We start from the raw sequence: 18,557 nt of genomic DNA on the forward strand, positions 1-18,557 counted from the left end.
TACACTTTTGTTCATTCACTGCACAAAAAGCCCGATTCACACCTTGGCTGGTGCAAATCGGGCTTCTGTCCGTTTATTGACGATAAAGATGCATGTACGGTTCGCCGGATGTCGGGCGAATATAAATCGCCAGCGGTTTGTTCATCGACTGGACGTACAGGTTGACGTGAACACTTTTGTCGAACAGTTGGTTGATGCTTCCGGCGGCATACTGGGTAAACTGCAGAACCTCTGTCCGCGAGTCGTACTCCGCTGTTGCCGTGATCGTCAGCTCGGTCAGCCTGCCATCCATAAAGCGTCCCACGCCTGTCATGCCGACGTACTCCCCGAAGTAAGCCTGCGCTTGCCGCATCAGCTTGTCGTACTGCAACGACTGCTGGGCGTATTTTTTCTCGACGTCCGCGCTCGGGAAGAGGAAAAACTCCTCGTCGATCGGCTGCCACTTCGAAACGGCCGAATCGTTGGCCGCCACTGTGCCGGACATGATGAAATGGCCCGGCACGAGCGAAGAATTTGCCTCTGGGACCTGATACAGCAAAATCAGCATCGGCACGTTCGGCGTGCTCACCCGCAACGTCGAAACGATGGTGGCGGCAAGTTGCTGGCCTTTTGCTTGCAGCTCCTGCCGGGTGTAGACCATTTCCTTGCCCGTTGCATCCTGATAGTTCGGCGAAACAGACAAGCCCAGCACCATCCCGGCGAGCTGTTTGTCTTTTTTGTTCAGGTAGTCATGCTCCAGTACGTGCACCAGAATGCCGTTTTTCTGCTGCCCGTTCGTTCCGCTCGCCTTTTCCTGGGCAATCCATTGGGCTACCTGTTCTTTTTTCACCACTTGACCTTCCTGGAAATAATACTCGGAGGTCGGGAACGTATCGCGGGCAAACTCCATCAAGCCCAGCTCCAGGTGGCTGAAATCAATCCGGTATCTCGTGCTGCTGAGCATGCCGCGCGTCAAATTCGGCTTGTACGGCGTGATGCTGCCGTAGTAATCCTCGGACACTTCCACTACTTCAGACAAGGATGGCGCGGTAGGCTCGGGCGCTTGATCCTTGCCCCCTGGCAGCAACGAGCAGCCAGCGGTTGCAATCGCGAGCACAATCGCGGCTGCGTACCTGCATCCTGTCAAAAACTTCGCTTTCATACGCTACTCCTTTTGTCTTGAAAAAATGGGACTAATTCCATTTGGTCCAGCGATTGTCGCTGAGCTTGTAGATCAGCGCCGATTCGCCGATTCCCACCCATTTTGTATCGCCGTCGCCCGAGGCGATGACGATCAGCTTTTCCGGTGAGCGCGCATCGAGCAAACGCCACTCTCCCTCAATTTTTTCATAGACGCCTTTTTCAGTTGCGACAGCGAGAACGCCAGTACGCCTGTTGACGGAGAGAGAATAGATTTGTTCTGCTTCCGGAATCTCCTCTGTCTTCCACTGCCCCTCTTCATTATAGAGCAAGCTGAATTGTGCCGCTACATAGAGACGGTTCTCGTTCGGGTCAAAATCCATGGCATATACTTCCTGGTCCATCGGCTGCCAGAGAGTCCACGACCCTCCCTTGTCTGTCGACTGGTAGATGCCTTCGCCCGACACGAAGGCGAACAAGCGAACCTTTTCCCCCTGGCGCGTACCTGCAAAGCTGCGAATCTGGGCAGGCTCAGGCAATCCGTTGCTCGCCGGGGTCCAGTTTTTCCCGCCGTCCGCAGAGCGTCGCACCCCTTCGCTTCCACCGACATAAATGTGTGCGGTATCTTCCGGGTCCACAAACCAGCCGACGGTGTCAAACTGCTCCAACTGCGTCGACAACAGCCCCCACAAGCCTCCGCCAGTGGAGCTGTACAGTCCCGCATGCGTGCCCACCCATACATGTGCAGCATCCGGCGTCATCGCCAGCGTATGAATCGTCTCTCCCTTTTCCAAAACGTCCTGATAGGTCAAGTCACCTTGCAGAGCAGCCGCCATAACCGAAGAGGGAGCTGGCTTCTCCTGTACGTCGCCGCCATCGCTGCAACCGCCCAAGAGCAGCACTGCCATTGCTCCTATTCCCCATCGCTTAAAGCTACCCATGCTCTTCACGTCCCTTCCCTTGCTCATCCGTCTGTCGCCGCTGTTTTCTCTTTCGGCGCTGTTATTTGAGAATCTCCAAAAATCCGGCTTCGTCCATGACAGCTACGCCCAGTTTTTCGGCCTTTTCCAGCTTGGAGCCGGCTTTTTCTCCCGCAATGACCAGATCGGTCTTTTTGCTGACGCTGCTCGTCACCTTGCCGCCCAGGCGGACAATCGCTTCCTCTGCCTCCTGGCGGGACATTTGCGTCAGCGTCCCCGTGAGTACAATCGTCTTGCCGGAAAACGGCAAATCTGCCCCCGCTTCGACGCGAACGCCTTTGTACTCCATGTTCACACCGGCCGCCTTCAGCCGCTCGATGACGGCCTGTGCCTGCGGCTGGGCGAAGTAGTTGATGAGACTCGCTGCCATTTTCGGCCCGATCTCGTTAATTTGCGTCAGCTCTTCCTCGGAAGCTTGCATGATCGCGTCCATATGGCCAAAATGCTCCGCCAGCACACGCGCTGCCTTGGCTCCGACCAGGCGAATGCCAAGGCCGAACAGCACGCGCTCCAGCGAGTTTTCCTTGCTCGCTTCAATCGCTGCCAGCAGGTTGTCTACAGACTTCTCGCCCATGCGCTCCATGCCGAGCAACACATCGCGCTGCTGGTGCAGGTAGTACAGGTCTGCCACGCTGTGAATGATGCCGTCGCGGTACAGTTGCGCCACCACTTTTTCACCCAGTCCGTCGATGTTCATCGCTGTGCGGGACACAAAGTGAATCATGCCTTCGCGAATCAGCGCCGGACACATCGGATTGATGCAGCGCAGGGCGACTTCTTCCTCCAGCCGCACCAGCTCGCTGCCGCACTCCGGACAATGCGTCGGCATGGCAAACGGCGTCTCGTTCCCGGTGCGGCGCTCCGGCAGTACCGCAATGATCTCGGGAATGATGTCGCCCGCTTTTTTCACGACGACGTGGTCGCCAATCAGCAAGCCTTTTTCCCGGATAATGTCTTCGTTGTGCAAGGAAGCGCGCTTGACCGTCGTTCCCGCCAGGCTGACCGGCTTCAAGAGGGCCGTTGGCGTCACGCTCCCGGTTCGTCCTACCGACACCTCAATGCCTTCGAGAATCGTGATCGCTTCCTCCGCAGGAAACTTGTAGGCGATGGCCCAGCGCGGGCTTTTGGCTGTATAGCCCAGCTCTTCCTGCTGCGCGTAGCTGTCTACCTTGATGACCATGCCGTCGATTTCGTAAGGCAGGCTCGGGCGTTTTTGCGTCCAGCTTTCGATAAAAGCGAGCAGCTCCCCGACGTCCTCGAAGACGCGGCGCTCCTTATTCACCTTGAACCCGAGCGATTCGAGCAGGTCCAGCCCCTCGCTGTGGGACTCGACAGTCTCGCCGTGCAGCTCGCCGATGCCGTAGATGAAGATGTCGAGCTGACGGGAGGCGGCAATTTTCGGATCGAGCTGGCGCAGCGAGCCTGCCGCCGAGTTGCGCGGATTGGCGAACAGCGCTTCCCCGCGTTCTTCCCGCTCCCGATTCAGCTTTTCAAAGGCGGCCTTTGGCATGTACGCCTCGCCGCGCACTTCCAAAGTCAGCGGCCTGGTCAACCTGAGCGGAATCGAGCGGATGGTTTTCAGGTTTTGCGTAATATCCTCGCCGATCGTTCCGTCCCCGCGCGTCGCTCCGCGGACAAACACCCCGTTTTCGTAGTGAAGGGAAACGGCCAGCCCGTCGATTTTCAGCTCTGCCACGTAACGCACGGCCTGGCTGCCCACTGCCTGGCGGACGCGGCGGTCAAAATCTCTGATGTCCGCTTCGCCAAAGGCGTTGCCAAGGCTGAGCATCGGCGTCTTGTGCACGACCTTTTCAAAGAATGGCAAAGGTTCCCCCCCAACGCGCTGAGTAGGAGAATCCGGGGAAGCCAGCTCTGGAAACTGGGTTTCCAGCTCGATAAGCTCCCGCATCAATTGATCGTATTCCTGGTCGGTAATCTCAGGCCGATCTTCTTCGTAGTAAAGACGATTATGCCGCTCAATTCGTTTCGCCAATTCCTTGATTTTTGTTTCCGCCGTCAATCGATCCATCTCGTTCATCCTTTACTTTAGCGATAGTTCTGCTTATGTCCGCTGTATCGGTGCGAATTTCGCGAGCAGCTTCTTGATGCCTGTCGGGCTTGGAAACGCGATATCAAGCTCCATGTCGTCTCCCGTGCCTTTGACCTTGACGACAGTGCCTGTGCCCCACTTGCCATGCTGCACCCTGTCCCCGACTTTCCAATCCACTCCGGCTCCCTGGCCGTGTCCGGGTAGCTTGTCGCCAGCCTGCATGCCTGGGCGGGAAAACGTTGCCTGAGAGCCTCCGGCAAAGCGCTGCGCCATGCCCGGCTTTGTCGCGCCGAAGCCACCGCCGCCTGCTTGCGAAGTCGTGGAGCCAAACGCTCTCGCCCCCGGATCGCGCTGGCCGAATGCTCCGCCGCGACTGCCGCCAAAGCTCCGCTCCGCAGCAGCAGGGTTTCCTTCCAACAGCTCTGGCGGGATTTCCTGCAAAAAGCGCGATGGCACGCTCACATTCGTCCGGCCGAACAGCGTCCGCATCCGTGCGCACGTCATGTACAGCCGCTCCTCTGCCCGGGTAATGCCTACATACGCGAGGCGGCGCTCCTCCTCCATCTCGGCATCGTCAAACAACGAACGGCTGTGCGGGAACACGCCTTCCTCCAGGCCGACGAGGAACACGACAGGAAACTCCAAACCTTTGGCGCTGTGCAGCGTCATCAGGACAACCTGCCCATTTTCCGCTACCTCTTCTTTTTCCCCGTCTTCTCCGAGCGAGTCGATGTCCGCGACCAGTGCCAGATCGGTCAAAAACGCGAGCAAGCTCTTGTCTTCGTTTTTGCGCTCAAACTCCTGCGTCACAGACAGAAACTCCTCGATGTTCTCCAGTCTGGCCTGCGCTTCGATCGTTTTATCCTCTTTGAGCGATTCGCGGTAGCCGGAGCGCTTCAGCACTTCCTCTACCAACTCGGTCACGCTCAAGTAGTCGGTCATCTGCATCAGGTTGGTAATCAGGTCGTTAAACGACAAAATCGCATTCGTCGTGCGCGACGGCAGCCCCATGTAGGCGGCCTCCTGAATCGCCTGATACAGCGACTGGCCGTTTGCATTGGCGTACGCTTGCAGCTTTTCAACCGTCGTGTCCCCGATATTGCGCTTGGGCACGTTGATGATGCGCTGCAGGCTGATGTCGTCGTCCGGGTTGGAAATGAGGCGCAGGTAAGCCAGGATGTCCTTGATCTCTTTGCGGTCGTAGAACTTCGTTCCGCCGACGATCGTGTACGGAATGTTCGACTTGATGAACACATCCTCCACCACACGGGACTGGGCGTTTGTCCGGTACAGGACGGCAAACTTGTCGTAGCGCTTGTACTGCGGCAGTTGCTTGCGGATCGTATCGACGATGAAGTACGCCTCGTCGTGCTCGGAGTCGCCCTGAAAACACATGATTTTGTCGCCGCCCGGATTTTCCGTCCACAGCTTCTTTTCCTTGCGCAGCTTGTTGTTGGCGATCACCTCGTTGGCTGCCTGCAAAATCGTTTTTGTCGAGCGGTAGTTTTGCTCCAGCTTGATGAGCTTCGCTTCCGGATAGTCTTTTTCAAAGTTGAGGATGATGGAAATATCCGCGCCCCGCCATTTGTAAATACTTTGGTCGGCGTCCCCCACGCAGCATACGTTGCGGTATTTGTCCGCGAGCATGGAGATCAACAGGTACTGGGCCCGGTTCGTATCCTGATACTCGTCCACGTGAATGTAGCGGAATTTTTTCTGGTAAAACTCGAGCACTTCCGGCACTTCTTTGAACAGGCGAACAGTCGTCATAATCAAGTCGTCGAAGTCCAGCGACTGGTTGCTTTTCAGCTTTTTCTGGTACGCCTCGTACACCTTCGCGGCGACCTGCGCAAACGGATCTCCGGCAAGTCTGGCGAAAGTGTCCGGGTCTGTCAGTTCGTTTTTCGCTCCGCTGATGGCAGCCAAAATCGAGCGCGGCTCATACTGCTTGGGATCAATGTTTAGCTCCTTCAGGCATTGCTTGACGACCGACAACTGATCGCCCGCGTCGAGAATCGTAAAGCTGCGGCTGATGCCGAGTCGGTCAATGTCTCTGCGCAAAATTCGCACACACAGGGAGTGAAACGTCGACAGCCACGTATCCTGCGCCGCCGCGCCGCCAATGATCGCCGCCACGCGGTTTTGCATCTCCCGCGCCGCCTTGTTGGTGAAGGTGATGGCGAGAATGCTCCACGGCGCCACCTGTTTCACGCTGATGAGGTACGCGATGCGCTGCGTCAGCACTTTGGTCTTGCCGCTGCCCGCACCGGCCAAAATCAGGACAGGGCCTTCTGTAGTCAGTACGGCTTCCCGCTGCTGCGGGTTCAAGCCTGCTGTAATTCGTTCTGCTAAAACCATATGTATAAGTCCACCTTTCCACGTTCCCTAGACGAGTGCATATGTTCCTATTTTCGCACAGATCGCACTTGAGTTCCAGTTCGTAAACGGGCGAGGAAAGATCATCCTTTTGGCAAAAGCGGCTCGTACATCATATAGGCGCGATTCTCCGTCAGCCACTCCTGTTCCAGCCAGGTCCCGTCCTGCGCATACACATTGCGGTAAAGCTGATTGCTCCGTTCGTAGCCGCCCCAGATCGACGGAGTGATGGCGTGTTCTTTTTCGATAATCTCATACGTTCGTGTCGGGGGCATGTCGGAGCGCCACTCTCCGACCAGATGCGTGTCGGTCAGGTAGACGTGAAGCTGGAACGTTTGCTTCGTCCGGTTTTCGATCTGCAAGTCGAGGTAGTTGTAAAAACAGGTCGCACCGCTTCCGAACGGCTGCGTCCGGTTGGCGTCGGGAAAAACGTCGTAGCTGTGGCGGTGGCGCTCGGTGACCGTCAAGGGCGTATGCAGCGTCATCCAGTACAGCAAATTCGAGAGCTGACACAACCCGCCGCCGATTCCGGCTGTGACGCGCCCGTGCGAGAGCAGCATCCCCTCCACGTAGCCTTTTCCTTTTGTCGGCTTGCCAATCAGCTTCCAATAGGAAAAGGTTTCACCCGGCCGCAGCATTACTTTGTCCAGGCGAGCTGTCGCCAGTCGCAAATTGATGACTTTGTTGTGCTGCATCCACATCTCGACGTTTTGCAACCGCCGCAGCAATATCGTCTGGTGGGAAAAATGCACATGCGAAAGCAGCTCGCTTTTTTTCTCGCGGGCGAATCTCGTTCGTCCCACCAGCCACTGAATCCGTCTTTTCCCGCGGTAATAGACGATGCCTGCCGCGAGCCTCCACCTTCCCCGCGCAATCGGCTTCATCCTCGCGCCTCCTCTTTTTTCCTGATTTATAACATGTAGACGACGCGTCAGGCCCGTTAGTTGCGAAAAAGGCTCCTTCCGATTTTGTAAGGGCGTCGTAAGCCAATTCTCTTTCCTCGCCCCTCCCTGTGCGGTAGGATGAAGAGGTGTCTGTTTTTGTTTGGACATTCATCTATGGAAAAAAGGAAGTGATCGGCTTGTCAGCCTTTGCTCCCATCGGGAACCAACGGATCAACACATTGGACACCGTGCGCGGGTTCGCCCTGCTCGGCATCGTCCTGGTCAACATATTGCCGCTTCTCTCCGTGCAGACACCTGCTCCCGGCAGCGTTGACGCCTGGCTGTTCCAGTTTTTCAACTTTGCCGTGGAATCGCGCTTTTTCGTGATTTTCTCGTTTTTGTTTGGCGTCGGCTTCCATCTGTTTGTCAGCCGGGCAAAAGAAAAAGGCGCAAACAGCACCGCCCTGTTCATTCGCCGATTGATTGCGCTTCTGGCCTTCGGCTTCGTGCACAAAATGTTTCATCCGGGAGAAGCGTTGTTCATTTACGCCATCTTCGGCTTTATGCTGATGCCTTTTTACCGCCTGCGCGCTAAAACAAATCTGGCAATCGGTCTTATTCTCTCCATCCTGGTTTGCGCCACAGGCGTAAAGCCGTTTCTCGTGCTGCCGCTGTTCATTCTCGGCCTGTCCGTCGGGCAATTCGGGGTTTTTCAGGACATTCCCCGCTTCCTGCCCGCGATCAAAAAGGTGCAAGGAATCGCCTTCGCGCTCACGCTGCTCGGCTTGTACGCCCAGTATCAATTCCTGCCATCCGATCCGTTCATGTCGGCCCAGACGATCGTCGTGGACGATATCTCGGAGCAACAACTGCTGGAGCTTACGTATTACACGATCGCCCTGACCTCGACAGGCTTTGTCATGTCGGCGTTTTACACAACGACGCTGATCCGGCTGTTGGAGCACCGCAGCGTGCAAAAGGCGCTGGCGCCGCTGACCAGCTACGGGCGGATGGCGCTGACGAACTACGTGGGACAGACGGTGCTGATTTTGGCTGGCGGCTATTTGTTTGGCTGGTACGGCACGCTCAGCTACTGGCAGTCCACGCTCATTTGTCTCGGCATTTACGCGCTGCAAATGGCGTGCAGCATGCTGTGGCTGTCGGTCTTTCGCATGGGGCCGCTGGAATGGGTGTGGCGCGTATGCACGTATATGCGGGTGACGCCTCTTTTGAAGGGCAGCAAGGAGCGGGGGCGCGCCTGATAGCTTGCTAGGGCTTGCATTTAACAGTATTGACCCTTCTGGCCCTTCCTCTTCGAAGTGAATTTGGGAAAAATGGGCAATCCGTTCTTTTGATGGATTGCTCGTTTCACCTATACCCGATATCCTACTTATTGAGATGAAGATGATGACTATTTTGGAAGTCTTCTACATGCCTGAAATAGTGACTCTTCTGTTAGCTGCTGCGTTTAATTTAAGGAGCATAGCCAAACAAAACGACAAAATCATAAAGTTGCTAGAGGAATTAAAAAAATAAAGATAGCAGCCTAAAAACCGCCAGAATGTACAAATTCGGCGGTTTCTTTTCGACAATCGAATTAAGCCTTTCGTTGGAGGTTTCACGCTGATCGCGACTGCCATTCTAGTGCGGAAGGTGTTTGGACAACTGCAACAAAAATGCAACGCCTCACTTCTTCAACCGATACGGCACCGTAGCGATTTTCACATCCTGCCTGGCAAATAAATACGCCCGAATCAGCAAACTCGTCTGGTTATGCAGCAGGTTATGCCACCAGCGCTTTGTAATAAACTGTGGAATCATGACCGTAACATGGTCGGTTTCGGCCTTTTTCCATTCCACCGTGTCAATAAACTTAAACAACGGCCTGATGATACTACGGTAGTGCGAACGCAAAACAATCAAGCGCACTCCCGGATTCCACTGCGCCCATTTTTCCTCCATTTTTTTCATGTCCTCATCACTGAATCCTACATAGACAGCCACGATGTCGTCCGTCAATGATTGCGCATAACTGATCGTGTTTTTTACCACCTGCGATATGCCCGCCACCGGGATCACAATGACACTGCCTTTTGGCTCCGGCTTATCGGTTTCAACATCCAGCCGCAGCTCATCGGCCAAATCTCTGTAGTGCCTGTTAATTTTGCGGAAGATAAAAATGACGATGGGCAGGAAAATAAAAATCGACCACACCTGCGTGAACTTGGTAAGCAAGAAGATCAGGCAAATCGTCAAGGTCGTGAGCATGCCCAACGTATTAATCAGAAAAGGCGTGAGCCAGCCTGGCGGTTTTTTCGTGATCCATCGCTTCATCATCCCTGCCTGTGACAGCGTAAACGGGATAAACACACCAAGCGCGTATAACGGGATCAGATTTTCTGTTTCTCCTTGAAACGCAATAATTAAGATTCCTGAAAGAATCGCCAAAAAAATGATTCCGTTCGAAAACCCCAGACGATCTCCCCGGACCATAAACATGTTGGGCATGAATCTGTCCTTCGACAGCATAAAGGCAAGCAAAGGAAAGGCCGCAAAAGCCGTATTGGCTGCAAGGAACAAAATAAGCGCTGTAACAGCCTGAATGAAGTAGTACACGATTCCGCGCCCAAAAACCGTTGAAGCGATTTGCGACACTACTGTTTCCTTTGGACTCGGCGCAATCCCATACGCGTAAGCCAGCAGGCTGATTCCCATGAACATAATGCCAAGGATCAATCCCATGGTGATAAGCGTCAAAGCTGCGTTTTTCGGTGCTGGCTCCCTGAAATTCGGAATGGCGTTGGAGACAGCTTCTACCCCTGTCAATGCCGAGCAGCCTGAACTAAAAGCCCGCAAAAGCAGGAATAACGTAATGCCTGGAACAACTGCGCCGTATTCGGGAGATGGCGTGTGAACGTTCCCGGCTATCCATTGATACACGCCGCCAATGATTAAGGCGAGAATGGCTACGACAAAAAAATACACGGGGTACATTAAAATCGTAGCCGACTCCGTGATGCCCCGTAAATTCAAGAGCGTGACAATGAAAATCATCAGAAGGGCAACCAGCACGCGATGTTCATGCAGAGCCGGAAATGCCGATGTAATCGCGTCTGTGGAAGCGGACGTACTCACCGCCACAGTCAAAATGTAATCCACGAGCAAGGAACCGCCTGCAACCAGCCCTGTCGTGGTTCCCAAATTGTCCTTTGCCACAATGTATGCTCCGCCGCCTGTCGTATAAGCGAATATCGTTTGGCGGTAGGACAAAATCAGGATAGTTAACAGGCCGACAACGGCAATCGAGATCGGGATGGAATACCATAGCGCTGCAGCGCCCACCGTTATTAATACGAGAAGAATCTGCTCGGTTCCGTAAGCTACGGAAGATAGCGCATCAGATGAAAGGACCGCTAACGCTTTTACTTTGCTTAATTTTTCTGCTGCAAGCTCGTTTGTTTTCATCGGTCTTCCGATCAGGAAGCGCTTGAAATCGGATATCATCTATATTCTGCCCCTTACCAGATTTTCGGTTAGTTTCCCCGCCGTTTCCAAAATTAAACGAACCGGTCCACCTGCTGCTAATCATGCACGGCTGCTCATTTTTTCTTATGTCAGACTACCCGAACCTTGCTCGCTTCCAGCTAAACAAGGCAACAAAAAAGCAGCCTGCACGATCTGTCACGCGGCTGCGCCCCAACCCATTTTCTTCCAAAATATATGCTTTCGCAAAAAAAAGAGAGCCTTCCATCATTCTGGCTCTCGTCTTCTGTCTGCTATTGTTCACCCTTCACGGCAGCCACTGTCGCCAAAGCTGCTTGCAGGTCGTCATAAATCACGTTGCCCACGACTACCGTGTCGGCAATCGCCGCCATTTCCGCCGCTTGCTGCGGAGTGCGAATGCCGCCCCCGTAAAAGACGTGGGCTTCGTCGGCCCCTGCCTTGCACGCCTTGACGATAGCAGGATCGCCGTAGGTGCCGCTGTACTCCAAATAGACGACAGGCAAACGGCAGATTTTGGTCGCGACTTGCGCGTATGCCTTCGCTTCTGCGGCGTCTGCGATCGGCCGCGCGCGCGTCAGCTCGGCCACTCCTGCTGCGGGATTGGCGATGAGATACCCTTCCGTAATGATCTCGTCCCAGTGAATATAGGCGCCATATGCTTTCAGCCCGGTGACGTGCGGCGTAAACGTCCAGTCAGGATCACCCGCATTCAGCACGAGCGGGATCAAATACGAATCAAATCCGGGCACAACCGCATCGAGCGAAGAAATCTCCAGCACAGCCGGAACCGCGTAGCGGCGAATGCGGGACATCAGATCGAGCGTGTTGTCGAATGTCACGCCGTACGTGCCGCCGACAATAATCGCATCGGTACCGGACTCGCAAATCAGTTCCAGCGCCTCGTCGTCGATCGTTTTGTCCGGGTCCAGTTTAAACGTATGGCGCCAACTGCGATAGTCAATCAACGTTGCCTGCCTCCTAGCTATTTTCCAATGCGCTCCAGCGCCATCTGATATCCGTCGTTGCCGTAGTTCAGGCAGCGTTTGACGCGGGAGATGGTGGCTGTGCTGGCCCCGGTCTCCGCTTCGATCTGGTTGTAGGTAAAGCCTTTGCGAAGCATGCGCGCTACTTCCAGCCGCTGCGCCAGCGACTGCATTTCGTTTACCGTGCACAAATCGTCAAAAAATTGATAGCACTCTTCCATTGTTTCCAGAGACAGAATCGCTTCAAAAAGCTGTTCAATCCCTTTCCCCTTCAGTTTTTCCAGTTGCATGTTCGTCACCCCGATTATGGTCTCCGTCTTCCGGACGGTTTCTCGCTGTACAATTTTTAAGCACTAAAGCCTTACAATTAATCTTAGAAGAAACCGCCTTCATCCGCAAGCCCCAATCCCTACTGGAACTTCAACGATTGCGACAGATCCGGGGTAGTCGGGAGGATTTCCACCCATGTATTTCCCGGCAAAAGCGGCGCCTCCTGCGTCAGCGCAACGTCCTCGTAGGCACGAATGACGCCGTTGCTGCGCTTCCACTTGATTTTGCGGGCTTTGCCCTGCTGGAACAAATAACCGTCTCCCGGGCCGACTACATCGACCTGTCTGCGGCCCTCGCTGTCGAGGACGCGGTGCTTGGCCGAGATGACCAGCAAATTCGTCGTCGAAAGCTGCTTGTTGTCGCTCAGATCGACATGCGGCTTGCCAGCCGTGAAGCGCATGTATTTCTTTTGTTCGGCATCGTATGTAAAGGCAGCCTTGTTCAACGAGTGAAACGTCAAATCCACCTGTGTCGCCGGCTCGCCTTCCTTGATCTTTGCATCTGCGGGCAGGAACGTGAAGTGAGGCACTTCAGCGGTTGAGCGCATGCCTTTGTCCTCCATCGCCTGCTGGATCAGCTCTGGCTTGGTGTAGAGGTTGTGCGGCATTTTGCGGAAGTTCTCCCTCCAGAAGTAGCGGCCGTTCGGGATTTCGTCCAGATGGCTGTAGTCGGACCGCGCCAGCGTTTCCAGCGCTTCCTGGCTGCCGCCTGCATGGACGAGCACAGCGTCAAAGCCGATGCCGAGCTGAATGAAATACGGGCGAATGCTGCGAACAGGCCCGATGACGTCCGGCTGCTGGCTTTGGTAAATCGTCAAAAAGCGAGTCATCTCGCCCTCGGCCAGCACTTCGTAGATAATGTCCGCCTTGTTCAGCCCTGTCTGCGGCCGCGCTGGCGGCGCGTTGTTAATCATGACCATGATCGGGCGCTTGCTGTCCAGTCGTTCCTGACTGCCGAGTCCTGTCAACGGGGCAGTGTACGGGTATTGGATCGGTTGGTTCGCCTCCGGCGGCGTTTGCACGGTAGGAGCGGTCGGCTGCTCTGGAGCCGGAGTAGGCTGCGTATCCACCGGCTGCGTGGCGCAAGCCGTAACAAATAGCAGCAAGGATAGTAGCATGAGTGACGTTTTCGTCTGTCGTTTCATGAAATCGCTCCTTTCCATCTGTCGGTGCCGTTTTTTCCCTTCTTCATTTTTCGCGAGAGCGGAGGGGATTCCTGCTTCCACACGTTTTCCACGATTCTCTTACGCGCCTCCCACACATCTCGTTTTTTGGCTATGCTATAATAATGGAAAACAGATGCAAAGCGAGGGCAAAACCATGAACACCCCCTACCTTGTCTATCTGGTGGACGATGAAACCAACCTGCTAGAATTGCTGCAATCGTACTTGCAAAGCGCCGGATTGCAGGTCAAGGCATTTTCCAGCGGCACCGAGGTGCTGCCGCTGCTTGATGAAGAAACTCAGCCCCATTTGTGGATATTGGACATCATGATGCCGGATATCGACGGCTACGAGCTGCTCCGGCTCATCCGCCAAAAATCGAACGTCCCGATCATTTTCATCTCGGCCCGCGACCAGGACGTGGATAAAATCATCGGTCTGGAGTTGGGCAGCGACGACTATCTCGCCAAGCCGTTTTTGCCTCGCGAGCTGGTCATTCGCGCGAAAAAGCTTTTGCAGCGCACCTATGAAAAGCCAGGTGTTGCCGTCGTGTCGCCGCAGACTTTCCAGGATTGGGTAACGGTCGGTCCTTATATGATCTCAGAAAAAGGACGGCAAGTAAAAGAAGGCGACGAACTGATTGATTTGACGACCAAAGAGTTCGAGCTGATCGTCTACCTTTTGCACAACCAGGGACTGGCGCTGAATCGCGAGCAAATCCTGACCTCGATCTGGGGCGAGGATTACATCGGCTCCGACCGTGCCGTCGATGACCTGGTCAAGCGAATCCGCAAAAAAATGCCCAAGTTTCCACTCGAAACGGTCTATGGCTTCGGCTACCGGATGACGCGCGTATGAGCAAATTTCGGCTGAAAAACTTGCCGCTCTCCCGGCAAATTCTCATTTTGTTCATGCTGTTGACGAGTGTACTGGGCATTGGACTTGGCATCGGCTATCCGCTGGCCGTCAAACAATACCTCGTCTCCAACACGTACGCGCTGCTGGAGGACGAGTTTTACACGTTGTCCGAGCATATTTCCTTCAATGAACACAACGAGCTTTTGCCCGTTCCGGCTGCGGCTCCTTACTTTTTGCAATTGCTGCTTTCCCGCTACGAATACTCGTTTGACATGATCGTCTACGCCGAAAACGGACGAGAGCTAGGCAGCCGCAGCAGCAGCGGGCGGATTCCGTATGAGGAAGCGCGGGAATTGTTCCTCAAGGCTGCCGCGCACCCGAACGGCCAACTGCAACACGGCACGTTGAGTCGCGGCGACGAAAACTACCTGTTCGTCAGCAAGCGCATGGACTATCACGGCTTTCCGTACTACATGGTGCTGTTCTCCAAGGAAAAAGAGCTGAATCAGATCAACGCGATCCTCACCCGGCAGTTTTTGCTGATTTTCAGCCTGCTTTTGCTCGTTAGCTGGCTGCTCGCTGTCTGGTTCAGCGGATATTTGAGCAGGCCGCTGCGCAGTCTGGACGAGCTGTGCAAAAAGATCGCCCGCCGCCAGTTCGACATTCCGCTCGTGATGGATCGCGGCGACGAGATCGGCCAGCTCGCCCGCTCATTTGATACGATGAAAAACCAGTTGAAGGAATACGACGAATCACAGCGCCATTTTGTGCAAAACATTTCCCATGAGCTGAAAACGCCGATCATGGCCATTCAAGGCTATACCCAAGGCTTGATCGAGGGCGTCTTCCAGGGACCGCAAGCGGAAAAAGGGCTGGCGATCATCATGGAAGAGAGCAAACGGCTGGAAAAGGTCGTCGGCCAGTTGTTGTATTTGACCAAAATCGAATCCGTCTCCCAAATAATGCAGGTAGGACGCGTCGACCTGTCGGAGATGATGCATTTGCTGCGACAACGGCTCTCCGTGCTCAATCCGCAAGTAGAGTGGCAAGTGAACGTGCCCCCCGACTTGATCGTGGAAGGCGACGGCGAGCAGCTCAGCACCGCTTTTGTCAACATCATGGAAAACCAACTGCGCTATGCCAAAAGCCGGCTGACCATCACCGGCCGACAGCTTGGGCAAAACGTAGTCGTGAGCATCTCCAACGACGGTCCGCCTATCGAGGAGGCGCTGCTGCCGAACTTGTTCCAGCGCTTCCGCAAAGGCAAATCCGGCAAGCACGGCCTTGGACTGGCGATTGCCCGCGCCGTCTTCGAAGCCCACAAAGGCACGATTGATGCCCGCAATGACGCGGACGGGCCTTGCTTCACCATGACGATTCCCGTCTCGTTCAAAGGCTGACAGAGCCAGTAGCAAAAAGAGCGATTCGCCCGATGCAACCAACCATCGAGGCCAAATCGCTCTTTTTTTGCGCGCTTGCCTATAGAGCAAATTCGACAAAAGCATAGCTAGACACTGTCTCGTAGCCGAGCTTTTCATAGACCCGAATCGCTTGCGGATTGTCGGCAAACACCATCAAATAGACGTTTGGCGACTTTTCCAGGCCCAGTCGGCTGACGTCGGACGTAATCTGCGTCCCCAGCCCTTTTTGCCGATGCTTTTCGCTCGTTCCGATGTTCCCGATCTCCACAAACGCCTCTTCGTACACGTGAAAGCCTGCCAAGGCCATCGGCTCGTCCTGCTCGGAAAAAAGCGCGATGTGCGGCATCTCGACCACTTCCTCGGCGCGAAAGCTAATCATGCCGATTCTTTGCGCCAGCTCCACGGCGACCTCGGCCTCAGCCGATGCGAGCAGGCGAGAATCCCCCGGCGCAAGCAACTTCTCCGGCCGGACCAGCTTCATCAGTTGCATTTCCCTTTGCGACAGCGTCCCTGGAATCGTCACCCGCTTGAGGCAAGCGTGAGGCACAGCGAACACCCCTGTCTGCCCGGCAGCCAGATCGACAGCAGGATGCTCGCGAAAATAATTCAGCATCTCCGTCACCTCGTAGTCTCTTTCAGCGGCAAAAAGCTGCAAGGAAAACGCATGGAACGGCATCCCCTGCAAATACGAGCCAACCGCCCGCAGCTCTCCCTCCTCCACATCTGCCGCAAATAAGCTCCGCTCCGCCCGCAACGCCACATTGCCGTACAATATGTACGACTGCTCCAGCGAAATGGGCGCGAGCGAACGAACTTGTTCACGATTCATCGGCAAAATCACGGCAAAAACACCCCTTCTTTCGATTCCCTATTGACGTTCTTACGCTTGGCGGTTACCATGATAAAAATTTCTCTAATAAAGATCATACAGGAGGAGAGACTTGTGGCTTTTTATTACACAGAACCATCTCGGACGTTTAACGAGTTTTTGCTGCTTCCGAACCTGACCACAAAAGAATGCACCCCAAACAATGTGGACTTATCCACTCCGATTACCAAGTTTAAAAAAGGCGAAAAACCAGCGATCAAACTCAACATACCGTTCTCATCCGCAGTCATGCAAGCAGTTTCCGACCATCATATGGCGGTCGCATTGGCTAGATGTGGCGGTATTTCCTTTATTTTTGGCTCCCAGTCGATCGAGAGCCAGGCGACCATGGTTCGCAAAGCGAAAAACCACAAGGCAGGCTTCGTCGTGAGCCGCTCCAACCTGACGCCAAGCCACACATTGAAAGATATTTTGGAACTGAAAGAACAGACAGGCCACTCCACAGTAGCGGTGACCGAAGACGGCTCCGCCAAAGGCAAGCTGCTCGGAATCGTTACCGGACGCGACTACCGCATCAGCCGCGACTCGCTGGACAAGCCTGTGAGCGATATCATGACGCCGTTCTCCTCCCTGATCTACGGCAAATCCGGCATCACGCTCTCCGAAGCAAACGACCTGATCTGGGAGCACAAGCTCAACTGCCTCCCGATCGTGGACGACAACCAAAATCTCGACTTCCTCGTTTTCCGCAAGGACTACGACTCCCGCAAAAACAACCCGCTGTCGCTTTTGGACGCCAATAAAAGCTATATCGTAGGAGCGGGCATCAATACGAAAGACTATCAGGAGCGCGTTCCTGCCTTGGTGGAAGCAGGCGTCGACATCCTCGTGATCGACTCCTCCGACGGCTTCTCCGAATGGCAGCGCGACACGGTTCAGTTTGTCAAACAAAACTTCAACGTGCCAATCGGCGCTGGTAACGTCGTCGACAAGGAAGGCTTCCGCTACCTCGTAGAAGCGGGCGCAGACTTCGTAAAAGTCGGCATCGGCGGCGGCTCCATCTGCATCACCCGCGAGCAAAAAGGGATCGGACGCGGCCAGGCTTCCGCTGTAATCGAAGTGGCGGCAGCGCGCGACGAATACTTCAAGGAAACCGGCATTTACGTACCGATTTGCTCCGACGGCGGCATCGTGCACGACTACCATGTGACGCTCGCGCTGGCAATGGGCGCAGACTTCGTCATGCTGGGCCGTTACTTCGCCCGTTTCGACGAAAGCCCGACCAAAAAAGTGAAGATCGGCAACAACTTCGTGAAAGAATATTGGGGAGAAGGCTCCAACCGCGCGCGCAACTGGCAGCGCTACGACACAGGCGGCAAAAGCAGCCTCGTCTTTGAGGAAGGCGTGGACTCCTACGTGCCATACGCGGGTAGCCTGCGCGAAAACTTGGACCGCACGCTGAGCAAAATCAAGTCGACCATGTGCAACTGCGGCTCCCTGTCCATCTCCGAGCTGCAGCAAAAAGCGCGCATCACGCTGATCTCCGCTACCAGCCTCGTCGAAGGCGGAGCGCACGACGTCATCCTCAAAGAAAGCACCATGGCAGCCGAATAATAAATATCCAGGCAGGAAAAAAACGACGCGTAAGCTGTTCTCGCGTCGTTTTTTTCTATTTCAGACAAGCTACGACAGGCGGTACACCGCAAACGGCTCCCCGTGACGGTACGGGTCGCTCAGGCGGTCCAGCTTTTCCATCGTCGCCGCATCGAGCGCAAGCGAAGCGCTCTGCAAGTTATCCGTGAGCTGGTCAACGCGAGTCGCCCCCACGATCACGGTCGAGAAATTTTATTGTCTTTTGCAAAATTTACGATAGCACGACTAACCTTATGGTCTTGGTCTTTCATCCAACGTTGTTCTTTATCTTTTGAACTACGAATCGCATTTACCTTTTTCTTTTTGCCTAATGCTTTGCGTTCAGAACGAAACTTACGCTTCATGTACTTATTTTGTCTGCCATTCCCAAAGAAACGTACCTTTTCATCATCTGTTACAGCAACGGC

General features: G+C 54.6%; 15 protein-coding genes and 1 pseudogene. 4 read left to right on the top strand and 12 right to left on the bottom strand.

Annotated features, from left to right (window positions below; genetic code table 11):
* Positions 1-73 precede the first annotated feature (73 nt).
* The 5 genes from AC3WQH_RS20830 to AC3WQH_RS20850 all read right to left on the bottom strand — a co-directional run bounded on the left by AC3WQH_RS20830 (position 74) and on the right by AC3WQH_RS20850 (position 7,409).
* Positions 74-1,141 (bottom strand): CamS family sex pheromone protein, encoded by a 1,068-nt coding sequence (locus AC3WQH_RS20830; protein WP_005836483.1) that lies wholly within the window; start codon positions 1,139-1,141, stop codon positions 74-76.
* A gap of 31 nt (positions 1,142-1,172) precedes the next feature.
* On the bottom strand, positions 1,173-2,027 hold the full coding sequence (locus tag AC3WQH_RS20835; protein ID WP_005836485.1) for a WD40/YVTN/BNR-like repeat-containing protein: 855 nt from the start codon (positions 2,025-2,027) through the stop codon (positions 1,173-1,175).
* A 94-nt stretch (positions 2,028-2,121) separates the two neighbouring features.
* A complete protein-coding gene (gene ligA, locus AC3WQH_RS20840) occupies positions 2,122-4,128 on the bottom strand; it encodes an NAD-dependent DNA ligase LigA (RefSeq protein WP_007778638.1) in 2,007 nt (668 codons plus the stop codon).
* A 33-nt stretch (positions 4,129-4,161) separates the two neighbouring features.
* The gene (gene pcrA, locus AC3WQH_RS20845) at positions 4,162-6,507 is read right to left on the bottom strand and encodes a DNA helicase PcrA (protein ID WP_005836492.1); all 2,346 of its coding nucleotides are present in this window, start codon (positions 6,505-6,507) and stop codon (positions 4,162-4,164) included.
* A gap of 101 nt (positions 6,508-6,608) precedes the next feature.
* Complete coding sequence (locus AC3WQH_RS20850; RefSeq protein ID WP_005836495.1) at positions 6,609-7,409, bottom strand: VanW family protein; 801 nt, start codon at positions 7,407-7,409, stop codon at positions 6,609-6,611.
* A 146-nt stretch (positions 7,410-7,555) separates the two neighbouring features.
* Here AC3WQH_RS20850 and AC3WQH_RS20855 point away from each other — a divergent pair, with 146 nt between their 5' ends.
* Positions 7,556-8,671, top strand: coding sequence for a DUF418 domain-containing protein (locus AC3WQH_RS20855; protein WP_005836497.1), 1,116 nt, complete (start codon positions 7,556-7,558; stop codon positions 8,669-8,671).
* Positions 8,672-9,095: 424 nt separating this feature from the next.
* Here AC3WQH_RS20855 and AC3WQH_RS20860 read toward each other — a convergent pair whose 3' ends face one another.
* The 4 genes from AC3WQH_RS20860 to AC3WQH_RS20875 all read right to left on the bottom strand — a co-directional run bounded on the left by AC3WQH_RS20860 (position 9,096) and on the right by AC3WQH_RS20875 (position 13,370).
* A complete protein-coding gene (locus AC3WQH_RS20860) occupies positions 9,096-10,913 on the bottom strand; it encodes an APC family permease (RefSeq protein WP_221843224.1) in 1,818 nt (605 codons plus the stop codon).
* A 272-nt stretch (positions 10,914-11,185) separates the two neighbouring features.
* Positions 11,186-11,878: a heptaprenylglyceryl phosphate synthase gene (gene pcrB, locus AC3WQH_RS20865; protein WP_005833465.1), complete on the bottom strand. Its 693-nt coding sequence runs from the start codon at positions 11,876-11,878 to the stop codon at positions 11,186-11,188.
* A gap of 17 nt (positions 11,879-11,895) precedes the next feature.
* Entirely contained in the window at positions 11,896-12,186 is a 291-nt protein-coding gene (locus tag AC3WQH_RS20870) for a YerC/YecD family TrpR-related protein (RefSeq protein ID WP_005833464.1), read from the bottom strand.
* Positions 12,187-12,305: 119 nt separating this feature from the next.
* The gene (locus AC3WQH_RS20875; protein ID WP_007778655.1) at positions 12,306-13,370 is read right to left on the bottom strand and encodes a DUF3048 domain-containing protein; all 1,065 of its coding nucleotides are present in this window, start codon (positions 13,368-13,370) and stop codon (positions 12,306-12,308) included.
* A 175-nt stretch (positions 13,371-13,545) separates the two neighbouring features.
* Between AC3WQH_RS20875 and AC3WQH_RS20880 the strand changes: the two genes are divergently transcribed.
* Together AC3WQH_RS20880 and AC3WQH_RS20885 are read left to right on the top strand one after the other, a co-directional pair.
* Positions 13,546-14,247: a response regulator transcription factor gene (locus AC3WQH_RS20880; protein WP_005833461.1), complete on the top strand. Its 702-nt coding sequence runs from the start codon at positions 13,546-13,548 to the stop codon at positions 14,245-14,247.
* Positions 14,244-15,647, top strand: coding sequence for a sensor histidine kinase (locus AC3WQH_RS20885; RefSeq protein ID WP_005833460.1), 1,404 nt, complete (start codon positions 14,244-14,246; stop codon positions 15,645-15,647). Before AC3WQH_RS20880 ends, AC3WQH_RS20885 begins: the two co-directional genes overlap by 4 nt.
* Before the next feature lie 79 nt (positions 15,648-15,726).
* On the opposite strand, the gene AC3WQH_RS20890 is transcribed toward AC3WQH_RS20885, so the two are convergent.
* On the bottom strand, positions 15,727-16,509 hold the full coding sequence (locus AC3WQH_RS20890) for a GNAT family N-acetyltransferase (RefSeq protein ID WP_005833459.1): 783 nt from the start codon (positions 16,507-16,509) through the stop codon (positions 15,727-15,729).
* Positions 16,510-16,611: 102 nt separating this feature from the next.
* Between AC3WQH_RS20890 and AC3WQH_RS20895 the strand changes: the two genes are divergently transcribed.
* The gene (locus AC3WQH_RS20895) at positions 16,612-18,111 is read left to right on the top strand and encodes an IMP dehydrogenase (RefSeq protein WP_005833458.1); all 1,500 of its coding nucleotides are present in this window, start codon (positions 16,612-16,614) and stop codon (positions 18,109-18,111) included.
* Positions 18,112-18,180: 69 nt separating this feature from the next.
* Here the strand turns inward: AC3WQH_RS20895 and AC3WQH_RS20900 are convergent, their stop codons facing one another.
* Positions 18,181-18,324, bottom strand: a complete 144-nt coding sequence (locus AC3WQH_RS20900; protein ID WP_237716586.1) for a hypothetical protein — start codon at positions 18,322-18,324, stop codon at positions 18,181-18,183.
* A gap of 11 nt (positions 18,325-18,335) precedes the next feature.
* Positions 18,336-18,557, bottom strand: a pseudogene (locus AC3WQH_RS20905) (RNA-guided endonuclease TnpB family protein); the annotation flags it as partial.

This window comes from Brevibacillus sp. FW301-21C12A (assembly GCF_058788915.1).

Bases quoted from the DNA above. Each gene is read 5' to 3' on its own strand.
- AC3WQH_RS20830 (WP_005836483.1), bottom strand. From the start codon at position 1,141: ATGAAAGCGAAGTTTTTGACAGGATGCAGGTACGCAGCCGCGATTGTG.
- AC3WQH_RS20835 (WP_005836485.1), bottom strand. From the start codon at position 2,027: ATGGCAGTGCTGCTCTTGGGCGGTTGCAGCGATGGCGGCGACGTACAG.
- ligA (WP_007778638.1), bottom strand. From the start codon at position 4,128: ATGGATCGATTGACGGCGGAAACAAAAATCAAGGAATTGGCGAAACGA.
- pcrA (WP_005836492.1), bottom strand. From the start codon at position 6,507: ATGGTTTTAGCAGAACGAATTACAGCAGGCTTGAACCCGCAGCAGCGG.
- AC3WQH_RS20850 (WP_005836495.1), bottom strand. From the start codon at position 7,409: ATGAAGCCGATTGCGCGGGGAAGGTGGAGGCTCGCGGCAGGCATCGTC.
- AC3WQH_RS20860 (WP_221843224.1), bottom strand. From the start codon at position 10,913: ATGATATCCGATTTCAAGCGCTTCCTGATCGGAAGACCGATGAAAACA.
- AC3WQH_RS20870 (WP_005833464.1), bottom strand. From the start codon at position 12,186: ATGCAACTGGAAAAACTGAAGGGGAAAGGGATTGAACAGCTTTTTGAA.
- AC3WQH_RS20875 (WP_007778655.1), bottom strand. From the start codon at position 13,370: ATGAAACGACAGACGAAAACGTCACTCATGCTACTATCCTTGCTGCTA.
- AC3WQH_RS20880 (WP_005833461.1), top strand. From the start codon at position 13,546: ATGAACACCCCCTACCTTGTCTATCTGGTGGACGATGAAACCAACCTG.
- AC3WQH_RS20885 (WP_005833460.1), top strand. From the start codon at position 14,244: ATGAGCAAATTTCGGCTGAAAAACTTGCCGCTCTCCCGGCAAATTCTC.